Source organism: Serratia sp. PL7 (assembly GCF_945957435.1).
The window spans coordinates 1,284,290-1,306,364 of the sequence record NZ_CAMFLB010000001.1 but is presented as its reverse complement, the minus strand read 5'-3'; the positions used below and the strand labels follow the sequence as shown (position 1 = coordinate 1,306,364).

25 protein-coding genes are annotated in these 22,075 nt (G+C 61.6%); 9 read left to right on the top strand and 16 right to left on the bottom strand.

Features of this window, described 5'->3' with window-relative positions:
• Window positions 1-23: 23 nt before the first annotated feature.
• From N6G83_RS06070 to N6G83_RS06060, 3 genes are all read left to right on the top strand, one after another.
• Window positions 24-419, top strand: coding sequence for a DUF427 domain-containing protein (locus N6G83_RS06070; protein ID WP_260514892.1), 396 nt, complete (start codon window positions 24-26; stop codon window positions 417-419).
• A gap of 130 nt (window positions 420-549) precedes the next feature.
• Complete coding sequence (locus N6G83_RS06065) at window positions 550-1,020, top strand: Rrf2 family transcriptional regulator (protein WP_025302788.1); 471 nt, start codon at window positions 550-552, stop codon at window positions 1,018-1,020.
• 193 nt (window positions 1,021-1,213) lie between these two features.
• Complete coding sequence (locus N6G83_RS06060; protein WP_016927779.1) at window positions 1,214-1,351, top strand: AcrZ family multidrug efflux pump-associated protein; 138 nt, start codon at window positions 1,214-1,216, stop codon at window positions 1,349-1,351.
• Window positions 1,352-1,390: 39 nt separating this feature from the next.
• On the opposite strand, the gene N6G83_RS06055 is transcribed toward N6G83_RS06060, so the two are convergent.
• The 6 genes from N6G83_RS06055 to N6G83_RS06030 form a co-directional block, all read right to left on the bottom strand.
• A complete protein-coding gene (locus N6G83_RS06055; protein WP_025302789.1) occupies window positions 1,391-2,152 on the bottom strand; it encodes an amino acid ABC transporter ATP-binding protein in 762 nt (253 codons plus the stop codon).
• A complete protein-coding gene (locus tag N6G83_RS06050) occupies window positions 2,149-3,054 on the bottom strand; it encodes an amino acid ABC transporter permease (protein WP_025302790.1) in 906 nt (301 codons plus the stop codon). Before N6G83_RS06050 ends, N6G83_RS06055 begins: the two co-directional genes overlap by 4 nt.
• Window positions 3,051-3,965, bottom strand: coding sequence for an ABC transporter substrate-binding protein (locus N6G83_RS06045; protein ID WP_089180889.1), 915 nt, complete (start codon window positions 3,963-3,965; stop codon window positions 3,051-3,053). Before N6G83_RS06045 ends, N6G83_RS06050 begins: the two co-directional genes overlap by 4 nt.
• Before the next feature lie 17 nt (window positions 3,966-3,982).
• Complete coding sequence (locus N6G83_RS06040) at window positions 3,983-5,320, bottom strand: LLM class flavin-dependent oxidoreductase (RefSeq protein WP_060447190.1); 1,338 nt, start codon at window positions 5,318-5,320, stop codon at window positions 3,983-3,985.
• A gap of 19 nt (window positions 5,321-5,339) precedes the next feature.
• On the bottom strand, window positions 5,340-6,644 hold the full coding sequence (locus N6G83_RS06035) for an MmgE/PrpD family protein (RefSeq protein ID WP_260514891.1): 1,305 nt from the start codon (window positions 6,642-6,644) through the stop codon (window positions 5,340-5,342).
• Between the two features lie 225 nt (window positions 6,645-6,869).
• On the bottom strand, window positions 6,870-7,757 hold the full coding sequence (locus tag N6G83_RS06030; protein ID WP_060433031.1) for a LysR family transcriptional regulator: 888 nt from the start codon (window positions 7,755-7,757) through the stop codon (window positions 6,870-6,872).
• A 121-nt stretch (window positions 7,758-7,878) separates the two neighbouring features.
• Here N6G83_RS06030 and N6G83_RS06025 point away from each other — a divergent pair, with 121 nt between their 5' ends.
• Together N6G83_RS06025 and N6G83_RS06020 are read left to right on the top strand one after the other, a co-directional pair.
• Window positions 7,879-9,036, top strand: a complete 1,158-nt coding sequence (locus N6G83_RS06025) for a serine hydrolase domain-containing protein (protein ID WP_260514890.1) — start codon at window positions 7,879-7,881, stop codon at window positions 9,034-9,036.
• Window positions 9,036-10,253: an MFS transporter gene (locus N6G83_RS06020; protein ID WP_260514889.1), complete on the top strand. Its 1,218-nt coding sequence runs from the start codon at window positions 9,036-9,038 to the stop codon at window positions 10,251-10,253. Before N6G83_RS06025 ends, N6G83_RS06020 begins: the two co-directional genes overlap by 1 nt.
• On the opposite strand, the gene N6G83_RS06015 is transcribed toward N6G83_RS06020, so the two are convergent.
• Entirely contained in the window at window positions 10,180-11,055 is an 876-nt protein-coding gene (locus N6G83_RS06015) for an alpha/beta hydrolase (RefSeq protein ID WP_197821857.1), read from the bottom strand. The genes N6G83_RS06020 and N6G83_RS06015 overlap by 74 nt on opposite strands.
• 152 nt (window positions 11,056-11,207) lie before the next feature.
• Here N6G83_RS06015 and N6G83_RS06010 point away from each other — a divergent pair, with 152 nt between their 5' ends.
• The 3 genes from N6G83_RS06010 (at window position 11,208) to N6G83_RS06000 (ending at window position 14,548) form a co-directional block, all read left to right on the top strand.
• Entirely contained in the window at window positions 11,208-11,957 is a 750-nt protein-coding gene (locus N6G83_RS06010) for a DeoR/GlpR family DNA-binding transcription regulator (RefSeq protein WP_025302798.1), read from the top strand.
• Window positions 11,958-11,969: 12 nt separating this feature from the next.
• Entirely contained in the window at window positions 11,970-13,037 is a 1,068-nt protein-coding gene (locus N6G83_RS06005) for an oxidoreductase (RefSeq protein ID WP_025302799.1), read from the top strand.
• A 113-nt stretch (window positions 13,038-13,150) separates the two neighbouring features.
• Window positions 13,151-14,548, top strand: a complete 1,398-nt coding sequence (locus N6G83_RS06000; protein WP_049204010.1) for an MFS transporter — start codon at window positions 13,151-13,153, stop codon at window positions 14,546-14,548.
• On the opposite strand, the gene N6G83_RS05995 is transcribed toward N6G83_RS06000, so the two are convergent.
• The 7 genes from N6G83_RS05995 to N6G83_RS05965 all read right to left on the bottom strand — a co-directional run bounded on the left by N6G83_RS05995 (window position 14,533) and on the right by N6G83_RS05965 (window position 19,153).
• Window positions 14,533-15,072, bottom strand: a complete 540-nt coding sequence (locus N6G83_RS05995) for a dihydrofolate reductase family protein (protein ID WP_170311432.1) — start codon at window positions 15,070-15,072, stop codon at window positions 14,533-14,535. The genes N6G83_RS06000 and N6G83_RS05995 overlap by 16 nt on opposite strands.
• Entirely contained in the window at window positions 15,072-15,473 is a 402-nt protein-coding gene (locus tag N6G83_RS05990) for a VOC family protein (protein ID WP_025302802.1), read from the bottom strand. Before N6G83_RS05990 ends, N6G83_RS05995 begins: the two co-directional genes overlap by 1 nt.
• 141 nt (window positions 15,474-15,614) lie before the next feature.
• Window positions 15,615-15,809: a ribbon-helix-helix protein, CopG family gene (locus N6G83_RS05985; protein ID WP_004928567.1), complete on the bottom strand. Its 195-nt coding sequence runs from the start codon at window positions 15,807-15,809 to the stop codon at window positions 15,615-15,617.
• A gap of 80 nt (window positions 15,810-15,889) precedes the next feature.
• Window positions 15,890-16,678, bottom strand: coding sequence for a spermidine synthase (locus N6G83_RS05980; RefSeq protein WP_049204011.1), 789 nt, complete (start codon window positions 16,676-16,678; stop codon window positions 15,890-15,892).
• Between the two features lie 30 nt (window positions 16,679-16,708).
• Complete coding sequence (gene fabZ, locus N6G83_RS05975) at window positions 16,709-17,164, bottom strand: 3-hydroxyacyl-ACP dehydratase FabZ (protein ID WP_025302804.1); 456 nt, start codon at window positions 17,162-17,164, stop codon at window positions 16,709-16,711.
• Window positions 17,165-17,353: 189 nt separating this feature from the next.
• On the bottom strand, window positions 17,354-17,848 hold the full coding sequence (locus N6G83_RS05970) for a TIGR00645 family protein (RefSeq protein ID WP_025302805.1): 495 nt from the start codon (window positions 17,846-17,848) through the stop codon (window positions 17,354-17,356).
• A gap of 105 nt (window positions 17,849-17,953) precedes the next feature.
• Window positions 17,954-19,153 (bottom strand): MFS transporter, encoded by a 1,200-nt coding sequence (locus N6G83_RS05965; RefSeq protein ID WP_049204012.1) that lies wholly within the window; start codon window positions 19,151-19,153, stop codon window positions 17,954-17,956.
• A 97-nt stretch (window positions 19,154-19,250) separates the two neighbouring features.
• Here N6G83_RS05965 and N6G83_RS05960 point away from each other — a divergent pair, with 97 nt between their 5' ends.
• Window positions 19,251-20,192, top strand: a complete 942-nt coding sequence (locus N6G83_RS05960) for a LysR family transcriptional regulator (RefSeq protein ID WP_025302807.1) — start codon at window positions 19,251-19,253, stop codon at window positions 20,190-20,192.
• A 6-nt stretch (window positions 20,193-20,198) separates the two neighbouring features.
• Here N6G83_RS05960 and N6G83_RS05955 read toward each other — a convergent pair whose 3' ends face one another.
• Window positions 20,199-20,492: a SelT/SelW/SelH family protein gene (locus N6G83_RS05955; protein WP_004928553.1), complete on the bottom strand. Its 294-nt coding sequence runs from the start codon at window positions 20,490-20,492 to the stop codon at window positions 20,199-20,201.
• Between the two features lie 66 nt (window positions 20,493-20,558).
• Window positions 20,559-22,043, bottom strand: a complete 1,485-nt coding sequence (locus tag N6G83_RS05950) for a Ca2+-dependent phosphoinositide-specific phospholipase C (RefSeq protein ID WP_260514886.1) — start codon at window positions 22,041-22,043, stop codon at window positions 20,559-20,561.
• Between the last annotated feature and the right edge of the window lie 32 nt (window positions 22,044-22,075).

The following is a 22,075-nucleotide window of genomic DNA, read 5'->3' as shown; positions in this document are numbered from 1 at the left end:
GGGCGCACACTCTGGAGGCCGCCATGTCCGATCTCGTTTCCGCATCCGGCAAACCGGTGAAAACCCCCGGCCCGGACCACCCAATCACCTTGACCCGCCATCCGGCGCGGGTTGTCGTGCGTGCAGCCGGTCAGACCCTGGCCGACAGCCGCAACGTGCTCATCCTGCAGGAAGCCACCTATCCGCCGGTGTTTTACTTTCCGCGTGAGGATGTGAATCGGGCGCTGTTGCAGAAAAACGAGCACGTCAGCTACTGCCCTTATAAGGGCGACTGCAGTTATTTCTCCCTTGTGCTTAACGGCGAGCAGGAGGCCAATGTGGCCTGGAGTTATGAAATGCCCTACAACGCCGTGGTAGCGATCAAGGATCATCTGGCATTTTATCCCGATAAAGTGACGGAGATCCGCACAGAAGCATGAGCCGCCGCCGCCATCGGGCGGGGCAGGTTGACATTCTCATTATCCCTACTCATTATGTGTATTACCGTAAATTGATACGCTTTCCTTATGTTTTAATCCGACATAAACGAAACTCTGAGCAGGTGCCAAGGTGTCTACCTCTACGCGATTTGCCGTTGCCATCCATATTCTGACCAATATCACGCTGTGTCGTGGCCAGACGGTGCGTTCCGAAGACATCGCGCGCAGCGTCAACACGAATCCGACGGTAGTACGGCGCATCCTCGGCGCGCTGGCGGAGGCCGGGCTGACCTATTCACAGATGGGACAAGGCGGTGGGGCGCTGCTGGCGCGGCCGGCGGAAACGATCTCGCTGCTGGACGTGTATCGCGCGGTAGAGGATCAACCGTATTTCATGCTGCACCGTACCCGGCCTAACGATGCGTGCTATATCGGCCACGCCATTACCCCGGTGCTGGAGCAAGAATTTGCACGCGTCGGTCACGCGCTGGAAGCCAGCCTGGCGCAAACCAGCATCGCCGAAATGGCCGGGCAGGTCGAACGGTGCGCAGGCTATCCTTTTGTCCCTTGTTCACCGCAATATCAAGCGGATACGCAATAAAAAACCACGCAAATTCCCGCTACGCGCAGAGCATTTTTTGCATTGCGTTAATGTAATTGTGTAAGTTACATTAGCTCGCATCAAGTGTGATGTAGCTCACGTTTTAGACTGCCTCCCCACGATAATCGATCGATTGGCCGGAAACCTTTTCTTCCGGCGTAGATTCGCTGTGCTTATAAACCAGGAGAGAACGATGTTAGAAATGATTGAAAGCTTGGCCACCGTGGTGGTCCTGGTGCCGGTAATGGTGGCCGTCTTGCTCGGCGCGATTTACGGCCTGGGTGAAGTGTTCAACGTCTTTTCCGCTATCGGCAGAAAAAATAACGGCTGAATTTGAACGTCAGGGGACGCAACGCCCCCTGACGGAGGGTTACAATACCGTCGCCAGGAAGTTGCGCGTCCTCTCATGTCCCGGCGCATCCAGAACCTGCTGCACGCTGCCCGTTTCAACCACCTTTCCCTGATCCATAAAGACAATCTGGTCGGCCACTTCGCGTGCGAAGCCGATTTCGTGCGTGACCACCACCATGGTCATGCCCGAATGCGCCAAGTCTTTCATCACCTGCAGCACTTCGCCAACCAATTCAGGATCGAGGGCGGAGGTCGGTTCATCAAACAGCAACACCTGTGGGTTCATTGCCAGCGCGCGGGCGATGGCGACGCGCTGCTGCTGGCCGCCGGACAGTTCACGCGGCCAGGCGTTGATGCGATGTTCCAGCCCGACGCGGGTCAGCAGCTGTTTCGCCCGTTCCTGCACCTCGGCTTTTTTTTCCTTTTTCACCCGCAGCGGCGCGTCGCTGACGTTTTGCAACACGGTGCGGTGTGCAAACAAGTTGAACTGCTGAAATACCATGCCAATGCTTTTACGCTGTTCGGCCACCTCGGCTTCTTTCAGCTCGTACAGATGCCGGCCTTTTTGGCGATAGCCGATCAGCTGTTCGCCAACACGAATGGTGCCGCCGTCCAGCTTTTCCAGGTGGTTGATGCAGCGCAACAGGGTGGATTTTCCGGAGCCGGAAGGGCCGAGGATCACCGTTACCGAACCTGCCGGAATGGTCAGGCTGATGTTTTTCAACACGTCGGTGCCGGAAAAGGATTTCCGCACCCGGTTGATGTGGATAGATGCGCTCATTGTTCACCTCCCTGAGGGGCTTTGCGGTTGAGGAAGAACCGGCCGCTGCGCGTTGCCTGCGTGCCGCGGCCAAAATAGCGCTCCACGTAGTATTGACCAATCGACAGAATCGAAGTCATGGCCAGATACCACAGGGTGGCGACCAGCAGCAGCGGGATGACCTCGTAGGTGCGTTGGTAAATGATCTGCGCCGAATACAGCACGTCCTGCAGGGCAATCACCGACACCACCGCGGTGGTTTTCAACTGCCCGATCACCTCATTGCCCGCCGGCGGCAGGATGGTGCGCATCGCCTGCGGCAATACCACGCGCCACAGGATTTGCCCACGACGGTAGCCCAGTGCTTTGGCGGCTTCCAACTGGCCGCTGCCGACGCTTTGGATGCCTGCACGCACGATCTCCGCCGCATAGGCCGACTGATGCATCACCAGCGCAATCACCGCGGCGCTGAAGGTGCTGATAAGGGTATTGGTCGGTGCGCTGGCGACTTCGCCCAGAAACGGGATCCACAAGCTGATGCGGGGATAAAGCGCGGCGATGTTGTACCACAGGAACAGCTGCACCAGCATCGGCACTGCACGGAAGAACCAGGTGTAGAACCAGCTTACCGCCACCAATACCGGATTGGCCGACAGGCGCATCAGCGCCAGCAGCACGCCGCCGGCGAAGCCAAACACCACCGAAATCACCGTCAGCTTCAGCGTCATGAGCACGCCGTTGAGGATGGACGCCTCGGTAAGATTTTCCGCCACCACCGACCATTCAAAGCGCGGGTTGTGCAGCATGGAATTGACGATAACGCCGACGATCAGCAGCACAACCAGGGCGCTGAGCCAGCGCCCGTAATGCCGATGGCCAACGATGCTCAGTTCCGCGTCGTCGACAGGGTATTGCCCACTCATTTTGCGATCTCTTCATTGATGCCGGCGGTTTTCACGGCACCAAAACCGATATCCCAGCCGTCGAGGATTTTCTGGTAGCTGCCGTCGGCGATCAGCGAATTTAGCGCCGCCTGCACCGGTTTCACCAGTTCGGAGCCTTTCGGCAGTGCGATGGCCACCGTGGTACCGTCGATGTTGATATCACCGGCCAGCGTCAGCGGTTTGACGTGGGTGGCCTGGTAGCGCAGCCCTTCATACGGGCCGAAAAACATCGGCACGCGGCCGCTGATCACCGCCTGCACCCCGGCCGGACGGTCCGGGAAGATCGGCATGGTGATGGCCGGCTTGCCGGCGGCGACGCATTGATCGCTGGCCTGCTGCAGGCGGGTGATTTGCGAGGTACCTGCGCCGGCGCCGACGGTCTGGCCGCACAGCTGGGCCAGCTCGGTGTAAGGGCCAAGCGCAGCGTCTTTGCGGGCGATCAAGGCCAGTTTGGAAGCGTTGTAATAGCCGACGAAGTCCACCTGCTGGAAGCGCTTTTTGTTGGCGTCAATGTTGGCCAGCGCGACGTCATAACGGCCGGACTTCAGGCCGGGGATGATGTTGTCGAAACCGCCGGTGTCCTTCCAGTGGATCGCCACGCCCAGGCGATCGGCAATTGCGCTCATCACGTCGATTTCACGCCCGGCCAGCGTTTTGTTGTCCGCCTGGTAAAAGGTGGTCGGCGGGGTGTTCGGGTTGGTGCCGGCAACGATATAGCCGGCCTTTTTGATAGCGTCAGGCAGGCTGTCGTGCAGCGCCGGATCGGCGGCAGCTTTCACCGCCGCCTTGAAGGGAACATCGCCTTCAGCGGCATGACCGGCGGCCAACGGCGCCAGCGTGGAGGAAGCCAACAGCAGGGACAGTACGGTGCGTTTGAATGTGGTTTTCATCATGATTTCCCTGCGGATTAAGCCGATTTTACGTTAGCGAAGTTGATTGCCGGTTCCGGCAGGCCCAGGTTTTCACGCAGGGTTGCATGCTGATACTCTTCACGGAACAGGCCACGGCGGCGCAGCTCCGGGATCACCAGCTCGACGAACAGTTCCAGTTGGTTGGGCAACACCGCCGGCATGATGTTGAAGCCGTCTGCGCCTTGCTGTTCCAGCCACAGCTGGAAGTCGTCGGCGATCTCTGCGGCGGTGCCTACCACCACGCGGTGGCCACGCGAACCGGCCGCGACGGCCGCCAGCTCGCGCAGCGTCAGGTTTTCCCGCGCGGCCAGATCGGTCAGCAGTTTCACGCGGCTTTGGCCGCCTTCGGTGGCGCCCACGTTCGGCACCGGGCCGTCCAGCGGGTAATCGCTCAAATCGAAGCCAAAGCGCGCCGACAGCTGCTCAATGCCGTTATCGATATCCACCAGTTGATTCAGCTGATACCAGGTTTCCTGTGCTTCTTCTTTGGTACGGCCGACAATCGGCATCACACCTGGCAGGATCAGCAGGTGGTCCGGGTTGCGGCCGGCGTCGGCCACGTATTTTTTCTGGCTGCGGTAGAAAGCTTGTCCTTCTTCCAGGCTGGCGGCGGCGGTGAACACCACTTCGGCGGTTTCCGCCGCCAGCTGTTGGCCGGCCGGGGAAGAGCCGGCCTCAATGATCACTGGCCGCCCCTGCGGCGAGCGGGAAATATTCAGCGGGCCCTGCACCGAGAAATGCTTGCCCTTATGGTTGGCGGCGTGGATTTTCTCGTCGATAGCGTATACGCCATTTTGCTTATCGCGCACGATGGCGTCTTTTTCCCAGCCGTCCCACAGTTTGTAGCTGGCCTCGAGGAATTCCCGCGCCACTTCATAGCGTTCGGCGTGCGACGGCAGGTCTTCACGACTGAAATTGCGCGCCGCATCGCTGGAGAAAGAGGTCACCACGTTCCAGGCGGCGCGGCCGTGGCTGATATGGTCGATGGAGGCCATGGCGCGTGCCAGGTGGAAAGGTTGATCGAAAGTGGTGGAGGCGGTCGCCGCCAGCCCGATATGGCGGGTGTTAACCGCCAGCGCCGCCAGCAGCGTCAGCGGCTCCAGGCGTGACATCGTCGAGGGCAGGCGGTGCACGCTGGTTGCCAACGCGTCGCCGACGAAGAACATATCGAAGGTGCCTTCTTCGGCTTTTTTTGCGATCCAGGTGAACCAGTCGATATCGGTCGGTGAACCGCTGGCGCCTTGTGCGCGCCATCCTCCGATGTGGTGTCCCAGCGCCTGAACGAACAGGCCGAGACGGAGTTGGCGCGATGGTGTTAAAGGTGAAGTACTCATAATTATTCCTGTTTTATTATTAATTTAACAATGCAATCAGTCGCGGCAGCGCGCCAGGGGACATGAGGGCGCAGTCGCGGATAACGCTTTCGCCTTCGAGGCCCGGAAGCAGCTGCAGAATGGCGTGCAGCTTGGCGTCGAGGTCTGTCGGCCGGGCGGCGGTTTGCTTTCTTGTGACCACGTCACTTATTTGCCTTCCGTCCTGCAGCGTCAGGGTCAGGCGATGGAAGCGCATCTCCGGATCGAGCGCGTCCGGCGGGGCTGCGGGATCGACATGGCGCTCAACTTTTGCCGCCAGGGCGGCGATAGCCGCATCGACCGGCTGTTCGCCGTAATGCGTCAGCGGGACCTCGCCGTGGTATAGCGCATCGGCTATGACGTATTCGAGGCTAAAGCGCGCTTCCACACCGGTGGCCGGCTGGCGAATATAGGGTGCGGTATCTGCGCCGGGCGGAAAACTGACCTCAACCAGTGCGATCTCCGCAAGGGCGTCGCCTTGTTCCAGCAGCCGCGCGCGCAGGGCGAGCGCCGCCTCGGCCGCGCTGTGAGTGCCACCGCAGGTCGGATACCGCTTGAACTCCAGCCCTGGTTGCAGGATGCGCCAGGGCGTGCCCCAGTCGGCGGTCAGGCATTCCGGTTTTTGCCGGCCGTCGCCGTGGGAAGTCAGCAGGCTGTCCAGCACGCCCTCCGGTTGGCCGATGAAACCGGCCTGAGCCAGCAGGGCGGCATTGACCGCGTTGCGTGCCGCCAGCCCTGCGTGCAGCGGTTTGGCCGCCGAACCGAACTGGCTGCGCAGGCCCGCCGCCTGGGTGGCCGCCAGGCCGAGAGCAATTTGCGTTTGCCGCTGGTCAAGCTGCAGATAACGCGCCACGGCGGCGCAGGCGGCGACCGCGCCCAGGGTGGCGGTGCTGTGAAAACCCAGCACGTAATGTTGCGTGCCAGCGGCCAATCCCAGCCGGCCCGCGGCCTCTACACCGATGATATAGGCGGTTAACAGCTCAGTGACATTGTCACTCTCACCGTTCAGCGCCAGCAGGGCGGAGAGCACTACGGTGCTAGGATGGCCACGCAGCGCAGGATGGTAATCATCGAAGTCCAACGAGTGGCTGACATAGCCATAGCGCAGTGCACGGTTCTCACTGCTGGTCGGCGGAAACGTCGTGCCGATCGCTGCCAGACCGGCATCGCTCAACGCCCCGCGGGCAATCGGCAATGCGCAGGCGAAGTAATCTTTCACGCCGCGGCGAGCGGCTGACAGGGCGGTTTGATCCGGCTGGCTGTTCAATATCAGATGAGCGAATTGGGCGGTTATCGATAATGACAAGGCGTTAACACCTGAATTTATAGATGGTTATGCACGAGTGCGGGGTGAAAGGTATTGTGTGGCGGTTTTCTTTGTCCCGAAAGAACGAACGGCGCTTCTATATCGCTGAATGGAATATCACGACGGCACTGCGCCGCCGTCAGGGCTGCTGGCAGGCGCGGCAGGCTGCGCTTTAGCTATTTTTGTGCAAAACAAAGCTGAATTTGTTCTAACACGGTAGAGGACTTAGGCTGAGAAAAGGCGAACGCTCATGATGTCGATAAATGCCCTGAGACGCGGTGTAAGATGTTTGCTTGAAGGCCAGAGGATTTTGAGACTGCCACTGTGTCGGCATTGGTCGCCAAGCACGGGTTGGAGCCGCTGCTGCTCCAGCGCCTCCCGCACCGCGAAATCGGGCAGGCAGGCGATGCCCAGGCCCTGTTCCGCCAGGTAAATCAGCGTATCGACGGTGTTGCATACCGTGCGCTTGCCCAGGCCTTCGTCGAGCAGTTTATCTCCGCCCGCCACCGGCCAGGTCTCGACTTTGCCGGTGGTGGGGAATCTGTATAACAGGCAGGCGTGATCGCGCAGTTCTGCCGGCTGGCGGGGTATTCCCGCCCGGCGCAGATAGTCCGGCGCCGCCACTAGCTGTAGGTGAAACGTGCCCAGTTGGCGGCTCATTAAGCGAGAGTCCTCGGTATCGCCCACGCGGATCACCGCATCGAACCCTTCTTCAATCACCGCGACTCGACGGTCGGAAAAATCGGTTTCCAGCTCAATCTCCGGGTAACGCCGAACAAATTCCGCCAGCACCGGATTCAGCAGGCCGCCCACCAGCGGCAAACTGACACGCAGCTTGCCGCGCGGCGCGCTGTGCGTATCGCTGATTTCCCGTTCCGCCGCAGCCAATTCCTCCAGAATGCGCTGGCAACGGTGCAGAAACAGCCGGCCTTCGGCGGTCAGGGTCATGCTGCGCGTGCTGCGGTGAAACAGGCGCGTGCCCAGCCGGTTTTCCAGGCGGGCGATGCTTTTCCCCACCGCGGAAGCGGAAATGCCGAGCACGCGCCCGGCCTCAACGAAACTCAGCGTCTCCGCGGTCTGCACAAAGACGCTCACCCCAGACAGATTATCCATTGCTTGCCCCATTACGGACGTGAGTGTCCGCTATGAAAGGAAATCTAGCCTGTTTTTTCGTTAATCGCCACGCCCTATGCTCGGTGGCGACAGCATGGGCTGACTACCTGGGGTAATAAAGATGAATGAATACGGATCCACCGCCAACGCGATTGACGGCGCGATAGAGAAAGCCTTACGCGAAAAACGATTGGTTGGTGTGGTCGTTTTGGTGGCGCAGGGCGGTGAAATCGTTTATCGACGCGCGGCGGGCATGGCGGATCGCGAAGCCGGCTGGCCGATGGCGCTCAATACGCTGTTTCGTCTGGCCTCGGTGTCCAAACCGATCGTGTCCACGGCGGCGCTGGCGTTGATGGCGCAAGGCGCCGTGCGGTTAGACGATCCGATCACGCGTTGGCTACCGAATTTTCGTCCGCGACTGGCGGATGGCACCCAACCGTTGATGACGTTATGGCATTTGATGACCCACACCGCCGGATTAAGCTACCGATTTTTCCAGCCGGAAGGGGGATTCTACGCTCAGTCGGCGGTCTCCGACGGTATGGATGACGCGTCCGTCAGCCTGCAGGAAAACATGCGGCGTATTGCCTGCGCCCCTTTGCTGGCTCCGCCCGGCGCGGCGTGGCGCTATTCTATCGCCACCGATGTGTTGGGCGCGGTTATTGAACAGGCGAGCGGCCTGCCGCTGGCGCAGGCAGTAAAAAAATGGGTGACCGGGCCGCTGGCGATGACGGATACCGACTTCCTGGCGGTGGACGCCGCGCGCCTGGCGGCCGCTTACGCCGACCATCCCGGTGGGCCACGCCGCCTGCGCCAACCGGATCGTTTACCGTTCATCGATGGCAGCGCCGGTTTTCTTCTGTCGCCGGCGCGAGCCTTGGATCCGCAGGCTTACGCTTCAGGCGGCGCCGGTATGGTCGGATCGGCCGAGGATTTCCTGCGCTTGCTGGAAGCGTTGCGCCAGGGAGGAAAGCCGGTACTGCCAACCGAGTGGGTGACGGCGCTGACCACCAACCAAATCGGCGATTTAACGATGCCGTTTTGGCCAGGGCGCGGGTTTGGCCTGGGCATCACCGTGCTGAAAGATCCCGTCGCCGCACAAACGCCGGAGTCCGTAGGCAGCTGGCGGATGGGGGGCACCTATGGCCACTCGTGGTTCGTCGATCCAGTCCGGCAGCTCAGCGTAGTGGCGTTTACCAACACGGCGCTGGAGGGGATGTCCGGCGCCTTTGTCGGCGAGATTTGTCAGGCGGTTTATGCCGCGACGGGAGCGAGGTGATGGGTCTGATGCCACCGATTTTCTTCCTCGCGCTGGGGCTGTTCGGCGTTTACTGCATCGAGTTCGGCGTGGTGGGAATTTTGCCGCTGATCATTGCACGGTATGGCATCTCCACGGCGCAGGCCGGCTGGCTGGTCGGGATCTTCGCCCTGACCATTGCGCTGCTCGGGCCGCTGTTGGTGCTGTTGGCGTCGCGGTTCAATCGCAAACGCATGTTGTTGATCGCGTTGACCGTGTTTGCGGCGGCCAGCGCGCTGTCCGCACAGGTGGACAGCTTCTCCATGCTCATGCTGCTGCGCATTGTGCCGGCGTTGTTTCATCCGATCTATTTTTCACTGGCCATGGTGGCGGCCGCGGCGCTTTATCCGCCGCATCAAGCTACCAAAGCAACCGCTTATGCGTTCATCGGCACCAGCATGGGCATGGTGCTGGGGATACCGCTGACGCAATGGATCGCCGGACAGTTCAGCTATGAAGCGTCGTTCAGGTTCTGTGCCTGGGTGAACCTTCTGGCGGCGCTGGGATTGCTGTGGCGTTTGCCTGATGCGGCCGTACAGCGCCTCAGCTATGGCAAACAGTTGGCGATACTGCGCAGCGGTACGCTGTGGCTGAATATCACTACCTGCGTGCTGATCTTTGCCGCCATGTTTGCCGTCTATGCTTACGCGGCCGAGTACCTCAGCCGCGAAATCGGTCTCAGCGGCGGCGTCATCGGCTTTCTTCTGGTGGCGTTCGGTGTGGGCGGTGTCGTGGGCAACCTGTTGGCCGGCAGATGGCTGAGCCGCCATCGTGCGGTGACGGTGCTGCTGCATCCGATAGCCTTGATTGCGGCTTATGCGCTGCTGTATCGCTATGGCAGCGTGAATATTGGCTCGATGACGGCGCTTTGCCTGTATTGGGGAGCGGCGCACACCAGCGGTTTGATTGTCACGCAGATTTGGCTGACCGCCGAAGCCCCGCAAGCGCCGGCGTTCGCCACCGGGCTGTATATCGCCTTTATCAATCTGGGCGTGGCGCTGGGCTCGCTGGCGGGCGGCGGGTTTATTACCGCGTGGGGGCTACAGGGCAGCCTGCTGTGCGGAGCCTTGTTCGCCGCGCTGGCGGTGATTACGATCGCCGCCAGGCTGCGGTTGCAGCGGCAGGCTACCGTTGCGTTGCGTCGATCATCGCCATCACCTGCCGGAACATCGCGCTTTCCGCATCCGCCAGCTCGTTGACCAGCGTAAAGTGATTGCAGTGACGGTCGGCCAGCAGCTGGACGTCGAGGCCATGCGCCCGGCAAGCGTCATAATAGGCCTGCGTCTGGTTTTTGAAACCTTGCGTTTCCCGCTGGCCGACGTCGAGCAGGATCTGCGGCGCATGGTCTTTCGCCGGCAGTAAAAACAGCGGGCTGAGGGTTTGCGCCTGCTCGGGCGTCAGGTGCAACCAGTCGTTGATGTAGATATCGCACAGCGGGCGCAGATCGTAGAGGCCGCTCAGCGCCAGCGCGCCTTTGATCGCGTCGGGCGGCAGGCGATAGCGTTGCTGCCAACCGTCGGCGATCAGCATGCCGCACAGGTGACCGCCGGCCGAACTGCCGCTGACGAAAATGCGCGCCGGATCGATGCCGAAGGGTGCCCCGTGATGATAGAGCCAGGCGACGGCGCTGCGCACCTCATGTACGATCTCCGCGAGCGTCGCTTCCGGCGCCAGCGTGTATTCCAGCGTGGCGACCGCCACGCCGCGGCGAGCAAACGCGGCGGCCATCGAACAGGCTTCCTCTTTGCGCTGTGAATGCCAATAGCCGCCATGAATAAAGATCAGCAGCGGGGCGGGTTGTGCGCTGGCCGGGAACAGGTCGAGGCGCTCGGCGGCGCTCATGCCGTAGTGCAGATCGTAAATGCCCGGCGTCTGGGCCTTGGCGCGCTGGGCCAGCGCGGCGTATTCCGCCATGCAGGCGTCAAAATCCTCCACCGAAGCGCGGGCATTGTATTGCACGGCGCGTGCGTTCAGGTGTTCAAACGTCAGATCGATGTTCATGCGTTTCTCCGGATTGTTATGCGTTATGTCTTCATCATCATCGTCCCACAGGCGAAAAGATGTTTGATCGCCGGTGCGCACAATTGCGGCTTCTCCATTGCTGTTATCTGCTGTATATTGCTGTTTTATGCTTTTTACGGCGGAATAAGCCCATGCACAAAGCGGCACGACAGCGCCATTTACTGGATTTGCTCAGCGAACGCGGGCAGGCGGCGGTGGCGGAATTGGCCGGCGCCATCGGCGTTTCGGTCGATACCGTGCGCCGCGATCTGGCCGATCTCGAGCGGCAAGGGTTGGCGCAGAAAAATCACGGCGGGGCGATCGCGCTCGAACCGTCCGGCATGCCACGTCAGGCGCGCGCGGCGCTGTTGCCGCAGATCAAGCAGCGGCTCGGCCGCGCGGTGGCTGCGCAGATCCCGCCCGGCAGCACCCTGATGCTGGATGCGGGCAGTACGCTGTTGGCGGTGGCGCAGGCGTTGCGCGGCCCGGCGACGGTGATCACCGCTTCGCTGGATATCGCGCAGTGCCTGAGCGACAGGCCGGAGATTAACCTGATCCTGCTTGGCGGCCAGTGGGATGTGCGTCAGCGGCTATTTGCCGGCAGCGCCACGCTGGCGTTGCTGGCGCGCTACCGCGCGGACATCGCCTTGCTGGGCGCCTGTGCGGTGCATCCCCAGCTGGGACTGAGCGCCGGCGAAGAGGCCGATGCAGAGGTCAAACGCGCCATGTTGGCCAACAGCGGCGAGCGCTGGCTGGTGGCCGACCATATGAAACTGGACCGCTGCGAGCCGCATCACGTTGCGGATCTGGCGCAGATCCAACGTCTGTTTACCGATCGCCCGTGGGACAACCTGGACGAACAATCATTGATTGAACTTTGTGTCGTCGCCGACGACCGCTAGAGGAGAACACTGATGAACGATACTGCTCGACCGTTGCAGGTGGCGCTGATTGGCTACGGCTTTGTCGGCAAGGCGTTTCACGCGCCGCTGATTAACGCGGTGCCGGGGCTGGAACTGAGCGTGGTGGCTTCGCGCGATGCCGCCAAGGTGCATGCCGATCTGCCGCACGTGCAGGTGATCGCCGATCCGCTGGAGGCCATCCGCCGGCCGGAGGTGGATTTGGTGGTGATCGCATCGCCGAACGACACCCATGCGCCGCTGGCGCTGGCCGCACTGGAGGCGGGCAAGCACGTGGTGGTGGATAAGCCGTTTACGCTGGATTTGGCGCAGGCGCGTACGCTGATTGCGGCGGCGGAAAAACACGATCGCCTGTTGTCGGTATTCCAGAACCGCCGCTGGGACAGCGATTTCCTGGGCGTGAAGCAGGTGATCGAACAGGGGCTGATCGGCAAGGTGACGCACTTTGAGTCGCACATCGATCGTTACCGCCCAGAAGTGCGGGTGCGCTGGCGCGAGCAGAACCTGCCGGGCAGCGGGCTGTGGTTTGATCTGGGGCCACACATGGTCGATCAGGCGCTGCAGCTGTTCGGTTTACCGCACAGCGTGCAGGCCAACATCGCTACGCTGCGCCCCAACGCGCAGATTAACGACTGGGCCCACGTGGTGCTCAACTACCCGACGCACCGCGTGATCCTGCACGGCAGCATGCTGGTGGCGGGCGGCGTCTCACGCTTTACCGTGCACGGCGAGAAAGGCAGCGTGGTCAAAGCGCGCGCCGACGGGCAGGAGAGCCAACTGCTGGCTGGCGTGACGCCGGGCTCGGCGGAGTGGGGCAAAGACGACGATGCGATGAGCCTGTTTATCGGCACGGAGCCGGTGCGTACGCTGCCGACGCCGGATGGCGACCAGCGTCAATATTACGTCCAGGTGCGCGACGCGCTGCGCGGCGCCGGCAGCAATCCGGTTACCGCACCGCAGGCGCTGGCGGTAATGGCGGTGCTGGAGGCGGCCACCCTGGCGGCGGAAACCGGTGTGACTCAGCCGTTGCCGCTCACCGAGGCGGAAATCGCCGCCTGGTAACGGCTCGCGTCAGATAAGGCGTCAGGCGCATGGATACAGTGCACGCCGTGCGTCTTCCGCCATCCTACCTCCTGACATAGGCTAATCCTCAGTCTATGTCAGGAGTGCTTATCATGTTATCCCATCCTTCGCCGCAGGGCGTCCGCGGCATACTGGCCGCACTGTCTTTGAGCATGCTGCTGTCATCGCTCGGCATCAGCATCGCCAATGTCGGGCTGCCGGCGCTCGCCACCGCGTTCCATGCCTCGTTCCAAGCGGTGCAGTGGGTATTGCTCTGTTATTTGCTGGCCGTCACCACCTGCATCATCGGCATCGGCCGCTTGGGCGACAGCCTCAATCGCCGCCGCCTGCTGCTGGCGGGCATCGCGCTGTTTACCGCCGCTTCGTTGGCTTGTGCGTTGGCTCCGCAGCTTTGGCTGCTGCTGGCGGCGCGCCTGGCGCAGGGGCTGGGGGGCGCAGTCATGATGTCAATCGCCATGGCGCTGGCGGGCGAGGCGCTGGGCACGGAAAAAATCGGCCGCGCGATGGGGCTGCTCGGCACTATGTCGGCCGTGGGCACCGCGCTGGGGCCGTCGTTGGGCGGCGCGCTGATCGTCGGTTTCGGCTGGCGGGCGATGTTCCTGATCAACCTGCCGCTGGGGCTGCTGGCGCTGTGGCTCGCCTGGCGATACTTGCCGAATGGGCCGCGCGCGGCAGCGCCCCCGGAACCGTTCGATCGCGCCGGTACGCTGCTGCTGGGCGGCGCATTGCTCTGCTATTCACTGGCGATGACCCTTGGGCGCGGCAATTTTGGCGCGCTCAACCTGGCGTTGATGCTGGGGGCGCTGTTGGCGGGGGCGCTGTTCATCGGTGTGGAACGCCGCGCCGTATCGCCGCTGTTGGCGCCGACGCTGTTCCGCCATCCGGCCCTGACGGCGGGGCTGGCGGCCAGCGCGCTGGTGATGACGGTGATGACCGCCACGCTGGTGGTCGGGCCGTTCTATCTGTCACGCGCGCTGGGGTTAAGCGCTGCGCAGGTCGGGCTGGTGATGTCGGCGGGGCCGGCGGTGGCGATCCTGACCGGCATACCGGCCGGTTATCTGGTGGATCGTTTTGGCTCGCAGCGCATCGCCCAGTTTGGGCTGGCGGCGGTGGCCGCCGGGGCGGCATTGCTGTCGTTGCTTAACCGCTGGGGCGTGCTCGGCTATATCGCCCCCATCGCGCTGCTGACCGCCGGCTATGCGCTGTTTCAGGTGGCCAACAACACCATGCTGATGAAGGATCTGTTTCCTGAACGGCGCGGGCTGATCGCCGGCATGGTGAACCTGGCGCGCAATCTCGGGGCGATCACCGGCGCTTCGGCGATGGGGGCGCTGTTTTATCTGGCTTCGCAGCAGGTGGCGGGTACTGCGGCGGCGGCCGCGGTTGACGGCATGCGGGTGACTTACGGCGTGGCGGCGCTGTTGGCGCTGGCTGCGTTGCTCATCGCCTTCGGCGGCCGCCGACGGATGCTGCGTTACGATGCGCGCTGAACCGCGTAGCGTTCTTGCACGAAACCATTGTCCGACTGGGTGACGGCGAGCAGGCGCAGGCGCTGCTCCGGGCCATCGGCGCCGAACAAGGGAATGCCGCCACCCAGCAGCAGCGGCACGCGGGTAATCGTCAGTTCGTCGATCAATCCGGCCTGCAAGAAACGCTGTACGGTCTGGCCGCCGTCGATATACAGGTGACCGCAGCCTTGCTCGGCCAACTGTGCCACGATGGCCGCCGGTTCGCCATTCATCCAGCGAACGTGGCCTGTCTCGTGCGGCGAGGGCGGCTGCGTCGACAGCACCACCACCGGCAGGTCACCATAGGGCCATTCGGGAAAGGCGCGGACTTTTTCATAGGTATGGCGCCCCATTACCAGTGCGTCGATGTCGGCGATAAATGCCTCATAACTCAGGCCGTTTAGCAACGAAACCGCGTACTCGGGGCGCAGCAGCCAGTCGATGTCGCCGTCCGCGCCGGCGATGAATCCGTCTACGCTGGTGGCGATATAAACCGAACATTTCATCAGGCGAGATCTCCCCGGTACACCACATGGACCTTGTTGCCGTCGGGGTCGCGCAGGTAAGCGCCGTAATAGCCCTTGCCGTAATGCGCGCGTTCGCCGGGCTCACCTTCACTGCTGCCGCCCGCCAGCAGGCCAGCAGCGTAGGCGCGTTTAACCTCCAGCTCATCGGCGGCGAGAAAGGCCAGCATGCTGCCGTTGCCAGCGCTGGCTGGCTGCCTGTCGAAGGGTTGGTAAGCATAGAAACGCGGCAGCGTTTGGCCCGGCTTCACCCAGCAGCGGGCAGCGGGACCGCCGTCCGGCGTCACTTCCCGCCGCTGTAATCCCAGCGGCAACAGAATGGCGTCGTAGAAGGCGGCGGCGGCGTCCAGATCGCTGACGCCGACGGTAATATGGCTGAACATGGCGCTTCCTTTCCGAAGAGAGAGTATGAACGCAAACAGTAGCAGCGATATTGCAGAATGGACAGACCGTAACGGAGGATTCGGATTAGGGACGCGCGCAGGAGCAACGCGCGCTTCACAGTAGGCGGAACAGGCAGCCGCTCAATTGCTTTCGACGCGTGGATTGGCGTGAGTCGGCTGGCTGGGATAGTCAACCTGATGCTTGTGCAGATAATCGCGGATCAGCTGGCGTACCACCTGGGAAGGAGTGACGTCCTGCTGTAGGCACAGTTCTTCCAGAGCTTTCTTCTTGTCCGGGTCAATCAGCACCGTTAGCCGCGCCGTTTTCTTTTCCATCAGGATCCTCCAGAGAATGATAACTGAATGATAATACCACGTGGGCGAAGCGGCCAGCCAGACCGCGTCGCCGCTCGTCTTTAGCGGAAATGCAGCCGCTCTATTTTGCGTGACAGGTAGCCGAGTTCGCAGTTGAACAGCTCGCCGCTGCCGGCGGCCAGGTTGCGCAGCGCGCTCAGCGGCAATGTCACCTGGGCCGGCGTGGCGTAAATGATCACGTTGCCGCTGGGGGCGACGCAAAACAATACGGTGCCGAATATCCGGTGCAGGCTGTGGTACAGCAGGCTGTTTTCGTCGGGCAGATCGTGGTAATTCAGCACCAGCCAGCCCCCGTCGTTCAGCCGCGCGGCGCAGTTTTCCAGGAATGTCTGGGTGCCTTGCTGCGGATCCATGGCGAACGCCGAATAGAGATCGGAGAAGATCAGATCGTAACGCGTCTCGGCGGGCGGGCGCACAAAGTCCATGGCGTCGGCGGTGCGCAGGCTGATGGTGTCGGTGGCCGGCAGCGTAAAATAGCGGCGTGCGACGGCGATCACCGCAGCGCGCAGCTCGACGACGTCGAGGCGCATCGCCGGATCGAGCGCGTGCAGCGCACGCAGCAAGCTGCCGCCGCCCAACCCCAAAATCAACGCCGAGGCCGGCGGCTGCCAGGCCACCGCCATCAGCATCGCTTTGATGTAGTTGTGGATCGGCTGCGCGGGGTTGCTGAGGCTCATCTTGCTCTGTTCGCAGATGCCGTCAAACCGCAGCGTGCGGTAGTCCTTGTGGTCGGAAACGATGATTTCGCCCCAGGCGTCGGTTTCGCGAGCGATCACCTGGCCGCGCGGAGAGAAATCAAGGGTTTTGAGTAAGCTGTCAACCAGAGACATGGTATTCGCAGGGCTCCTTCGGCAAGCGGCCTATTTACGGGCGCACATGAAATCGGCGGTGCAAATGCGCTGGCCATCGATGCTGGCGCGGCCGGTAAAGCGGGCGATCGCCCCGCGGCGGCGCACAAAGGCCACCTCCATCAGCACCTGGTCGCCGGGGCGGGCGGCGCGATAAAACCGCGCACGCTGAATGGCCGCAAAATAGTAATGCTCCCCCTCGTTTAGCGCCCCGAGATAGTAATGCGCCAGCAGTCCGGTGCTTTGCGCCAGCGCTTCCACCAACAGCACGCCGGGAAAACCGGCGAAGTGCGCGTGGCCGTTCCAGAACGTCGGCTCATTGGCGGTGATGTTCTTGATGGCGCTCAGCCTCCCTTCGGCAATGCAGGTGCCGGCGGGAAGCACGCGATCGACCAACAGGCAGGGATAACGATGAGGCAAAATCGCCTGAATATCGTTGAATTGCAGGGGGTGACCAGTCAATGGCATGAGAGAGCGTGATCCTGTCTGCGGCGAAACCGGTGCAAGGGCCGGCGTTCAGTCCATAATGAGTGTAATAACATTATAATAAAATTATCATCAGATGTGCCAGATGAAAAAAACGACGGCGGGGAAACAGGCGAAGAAGGGCGCGTGAGGGAGGCACCCGATCATGACGACCGGGTGTGGCAGTACGTTTTAGTGCTTGGAGCGGGTCACTTTATCCAGGTAGCCCATCACGAAGGCGGACAGCACAAAGGTAAGGTGGATGATCACATACCACATCAGCTTGTTGTCCGGCACGTTCTTGGCGTCCATAAACACCCGCAGCAGGTGAATGGAGGAAATGGCGACGATAGACGCGGCGACTTTGTTTTTCAGCGAGGTGGCGTCCATTTTGCCCAGCCAGCTCAGTTTTTCTTTCCCTTCGGTGATATCCAGCTGCGAGACGAAGTTTTCATACCCGGAGAACATCACCATCACCAACAACCCGCCCACCAGCGCCATATCGACCAGCGACAGCAGGGTCAGGATCAGATCGGCTTCCGCGACAGAAAAAATGTTGGGCAGGACGTGCAGGATCTCCTGAAAAAATTTGATCGACAGGGCGACCAGGGCCAGTGAAAGGCCGAAATAAACCGGTGCGAGCAACCAGCGGGAGGCGTACATCGCGTTTTCTAGCAAGCGTTCCATCATAAAATTGTTTTAAATGCGTGGCAAAAAGGGCGCTCAGTATAGCGCAGGTGGCCCGGGCGAAATCAACCGGTTGCGTTATCCGAGCGCCTATCACGGCGCGGATCAGGCTGTTGCACGCAAAGAGTGGCGCGTCATGCGGATCAGCAAAGCAACACCCGCCGCGGCCGTCGTCAGCGCCACTACGCCCGGCCATCCCAGGTGTTCCAGTACGCGGCTGCCCAGTGCGGCGCCGGTGGCCATGCCGATGAATACCAGCGTGAACAGAATGGCGTTAAGGCGGCTGCGGGCAGCCGGATCGAGGCCGTAAATAATGGTCTGGTGCGCGATCAGCGTGGCCTGAATGCCGAGATCAAACCCGATGGCGCTCAGCGCAATCAGCCCCCATTGCACCGATTGCGGTAGTAACGGCAGTAAAAACATCAGGGCGAAAGAAACCGTTACCAACGCAGCGCCGATTTTAGTGACGGCGTCTGGGCCGTATCGGTCAGCCAGACTGCCCGCCAACGGTGCCGCCAGTGCACCCGCTGCGCCGGCCAGGCCGAACGCGCCGGCGACTGCGCTGCCCAGCTGATAGCGAGCGGCCAGCATCACCGCGAGCGTGGACCAGAAGGCGCTGAAGGCGACGGACAAAAAGGCCTGAGACAACGCCGCGCGCCGCAATTCAGGGTAGGTGGCCCAAAGCCGGCTCATCGAACGCAGCAAGGCGGGATAACTCAGCGTGCTGTGAGGCTGAAAGCGCGGCAAAGCTCGCCCTATCACCAGCGTGATCGGTAAAACGGCCAGCGCGGCTAACGCATAAACACTGCGCCAGCCGAAATAATCGGCGACCAGCCCGCTGAACACGCGCGACAGCAAAATACCGGCCAGCAACCCGGTCATCACGGTGCCGACGATTTTACCGCGTCGGGCATCAGGAGCCAGAGCCGCGGCGGCGGGGATGATGTCCTGCGCGACGGTGGCGGCCAGGCCGAGCGTCAGGCTGCTGAGCAACAGCAGCGAAAAAGAGGAAACCAGGCTGCACAACAGCAGCATCATGGCCAGCAGCACGCCCTTCACCAGAATGATCCCGCGGCGATCGTGGCGATCGCCCAGCGGCGCCAGTAACAGAATACCCAAGGCATACCCCAATTGGGTCAGGGTCGGCACGAATCCGGTATCGCCAACGCCGACATGGAAGTCGGCACCCATGACGCTCAACATCGGCTGACTGTAGTAAATAGAGGCGACGCTAAGGCCGGCGCCGGTGGCCAACAGGAAAACGGTTTTGGCGGAAAGCGCACCGCCGGTGGGTGAGAGGCTCATTCGATAATTCCTGACAAGGTGGATGTGCGGCTATTTTTGTCGTGAATGTTATCGGCGGGTAGACCCGATATGGGTAGAACTGTTATACGTAACACGTATGAATAAAATTAATTTACCCAACGGCGACCGTATAATCCTGCTGCAAACCCTGGTGCGTATTGTCGAGAGCGGGAGCCTGTCGGCGGCGGCGCAGCAGCTGGGCACCTCGCAGCCGACCATCAGCCGACGTCTGCGGGCGTTGGAACAGCTGTTGGGCACCAGGTTGATCCAACGGACGACGCATGCGCTCCATCTTACCGATGACGGCGAACGCTGCTATCAGCAAGCGCGCGGCTTGCTCGCGCAATGGCAAAGCCTGGAAGATGCGCTGCGCGGCGCGCGCGACGAACCGGTTGGCGCACTGCGCGTGCGCGCTCCGCACGCCTTTGGGCAGGATCAGCTGATCGGGCCGCTCGGGGAGTATTTGCGGCGCTATCCCCAAACCAGCGTGGAGTGGACGCTGAACGACCACTCTCCCGATTTCATTTCCGAAGGCGTAGACTGCGCCATTCACGTTGGCGCGGTGACCGATCCTTCGGTGGTGGCGGTGCTGTTGGCGGAAGTGCCGCGCAGCACGGTGGCGTCACCCGCACTGTTGACTGAACGACCGGCGATCGTCGATCTCGACGATTTGGCATCATTGCCGTGGCTGGCGGTAAACAGTTTTTATCGCAATGAGGTCGTCCTGACCCACGCGACCAGCGGCGAGCAGCGGCGTTTCGGCATCGCACCCAGGTTGAGCACCGACAGCCTTTATGCGGCGCGTAAAGCGGCGCTGGAAGGGCTGGGCGTAGCGATCGTGTCGTCTTGGGTGGTGAAAGAAGAGTTGGCGCAAGGATCTCTGCAGACGCTGTTGCCCCTGTGGCGAGCCGAGCCACTGCCTATCTACCTGCTGTATCCTTACGCCAGCTATTATCCCGCGCGTTTACGCAAATTCATGGAAATGATGAAAGAAACGATGCCGCGCATTATCGGCGCGCAGCCGCCGACGGGGCGCTGACGGCCTTCAGTGCCTGGCTTTTTTACCGTCGCTGTGGCCGAGAGAGCGATCGGGGAAGCTGTGATCGCGCAGCCGCTGCTTTAACTGCGCCGCATCGGGGAAGCCGCCGTCAATCTTGCGATCCCAAATCATCACGCCATCGACGCTGATTTGGTAGACCCCGCCGGTGCCCGGCATCAGGGTGACGGAGGCGAGATCGTCACCAAAGGTGTTTAGCAGCTCTTGCGCCATCCAGCCGGCGCGCAGCAGCCAGTTGCATTGCGAACAGTAGTGGATCGTCACTGCGGGGGCATTTTTCATCGTTGGCGGATCGAGTAGGAAGCGGTGCTTGCATCATCAGCTGCCGCACCGCCGTTGTCAATTTTCCTAACGGTAGGGGCCGAGGCTCGCGGCAGGGGCGCTGTCGGCGATGAATTCGCCGGTGGCCGAGTTGCCGAAGACGGTGCTCTCTGTCGGCGTCTTTGCGCCGCCGAACAGCCATTTTACGGAGCCGGCGCCGTGTGAAGAGGCCGCCCAGCCTTGCAGCGGCAGCGTTTGGCTGACGCCGATCTCCCCTACGGCGTGCCAGATCAGGCCGTCGATTGAATAACTGCCTTGTGCCTGGTGGCCATCGGCCCGAACCGTCAGCTTCAGCCATATCGGCGTATTGCTGCTGACGACGGGCTTGCCGTTGACGCCATTTGGCAGACGGGCATCGATTTTTTCCGTACCGGCGCCGTTATCCCGCCGGTACTGCATGCGGATTTCGTGAGCAGCGGTTTGAAATATTGCGATATAGGCGGCGTCATCGGCGGTCGTGGCCCGCGCCATCACTCCGCCTTTGATAAAGCCGTCGGTATGTGACTGCGGGTTGGTGACGAAGGCGCTGAGCGTGCGTTCGGCACCGATAGTGGCACGATCGAAACGAAAATAGCCGCTGTCGCGTTTATTCCAGATATCGCCGGAGTCGACCTTGATGGCGCAGAGTGCACCGGATTCGGTCAGATCCGGCGGTAGCGTGACGTCGATGCCGGTAAACGGATAGCCGGTCATCGGCAGATCGGTGCGCGCCCACCCGTCCCAATCGGCGTTAACCTTGTTGGTGGCCAGATGGTGCGCGCGACTGTTCCAGCCGGTAGCCCAACTGTTTGCGTCGTTCAGGCCGTAGGCGCGGCCGACAAAGCCGGCGGTAAACACCGCGTTCGCCAGGGCGGTGTGGGCGGCCGAGAGGTTGAACATCACGGCGCAGGCGTGTTGGTCGATTTGTTGCGCCTGGGTGATTTCCGGCGTGACGAACGCCAGCCGTTGATTGGCGGTGGCGCCGTTTTGCACATACTGATTGAGCACCGAATTCGGCGAGGCGAGATCGCCGGTGGTGCAGCCAACAATGAACTTGCCGCGCAGGGTGTCGAGCGACGGCCACCCATAGGCGGCGATCGCTGCTTGCAGATCGGTGCAGTCGCCGATCAGATCGGGTGGTCCCCAAATGTGTTCGCGCCCCAGGCGCTCGGCCAACAAACGATCGAGCGATTCGGGTGTTTGATCTCGGGCGGCGTTGAAGTCGTCTTTCAAATCCAGCCACAGGGTGACGACTTCGTGCTGCGGCACCGCGCGATGAAACGCCAACAGCGCGTCCAGTGCATCCGCCAAGGTGTTGACTGAGCTGACCTGATCGATGACCGCCAGATGATAAACGTACCAGTTGCCGTTTAACTGCGGCCAACCGGCGGCGTTATTACTGTTGTGGATATCGATCTCAAGGGAACGGATGCGCCAGTACAGCGCCTGAGCCGGGTAGCTTTCCGTGCGTTGATACGAGTTGTGGGTGCTCTTTTGCCGCACCTGATGGTAGCGAATCGTTGCATCATTCATGACGTTGCCTCTCATCAAGACGCAGGGACGGG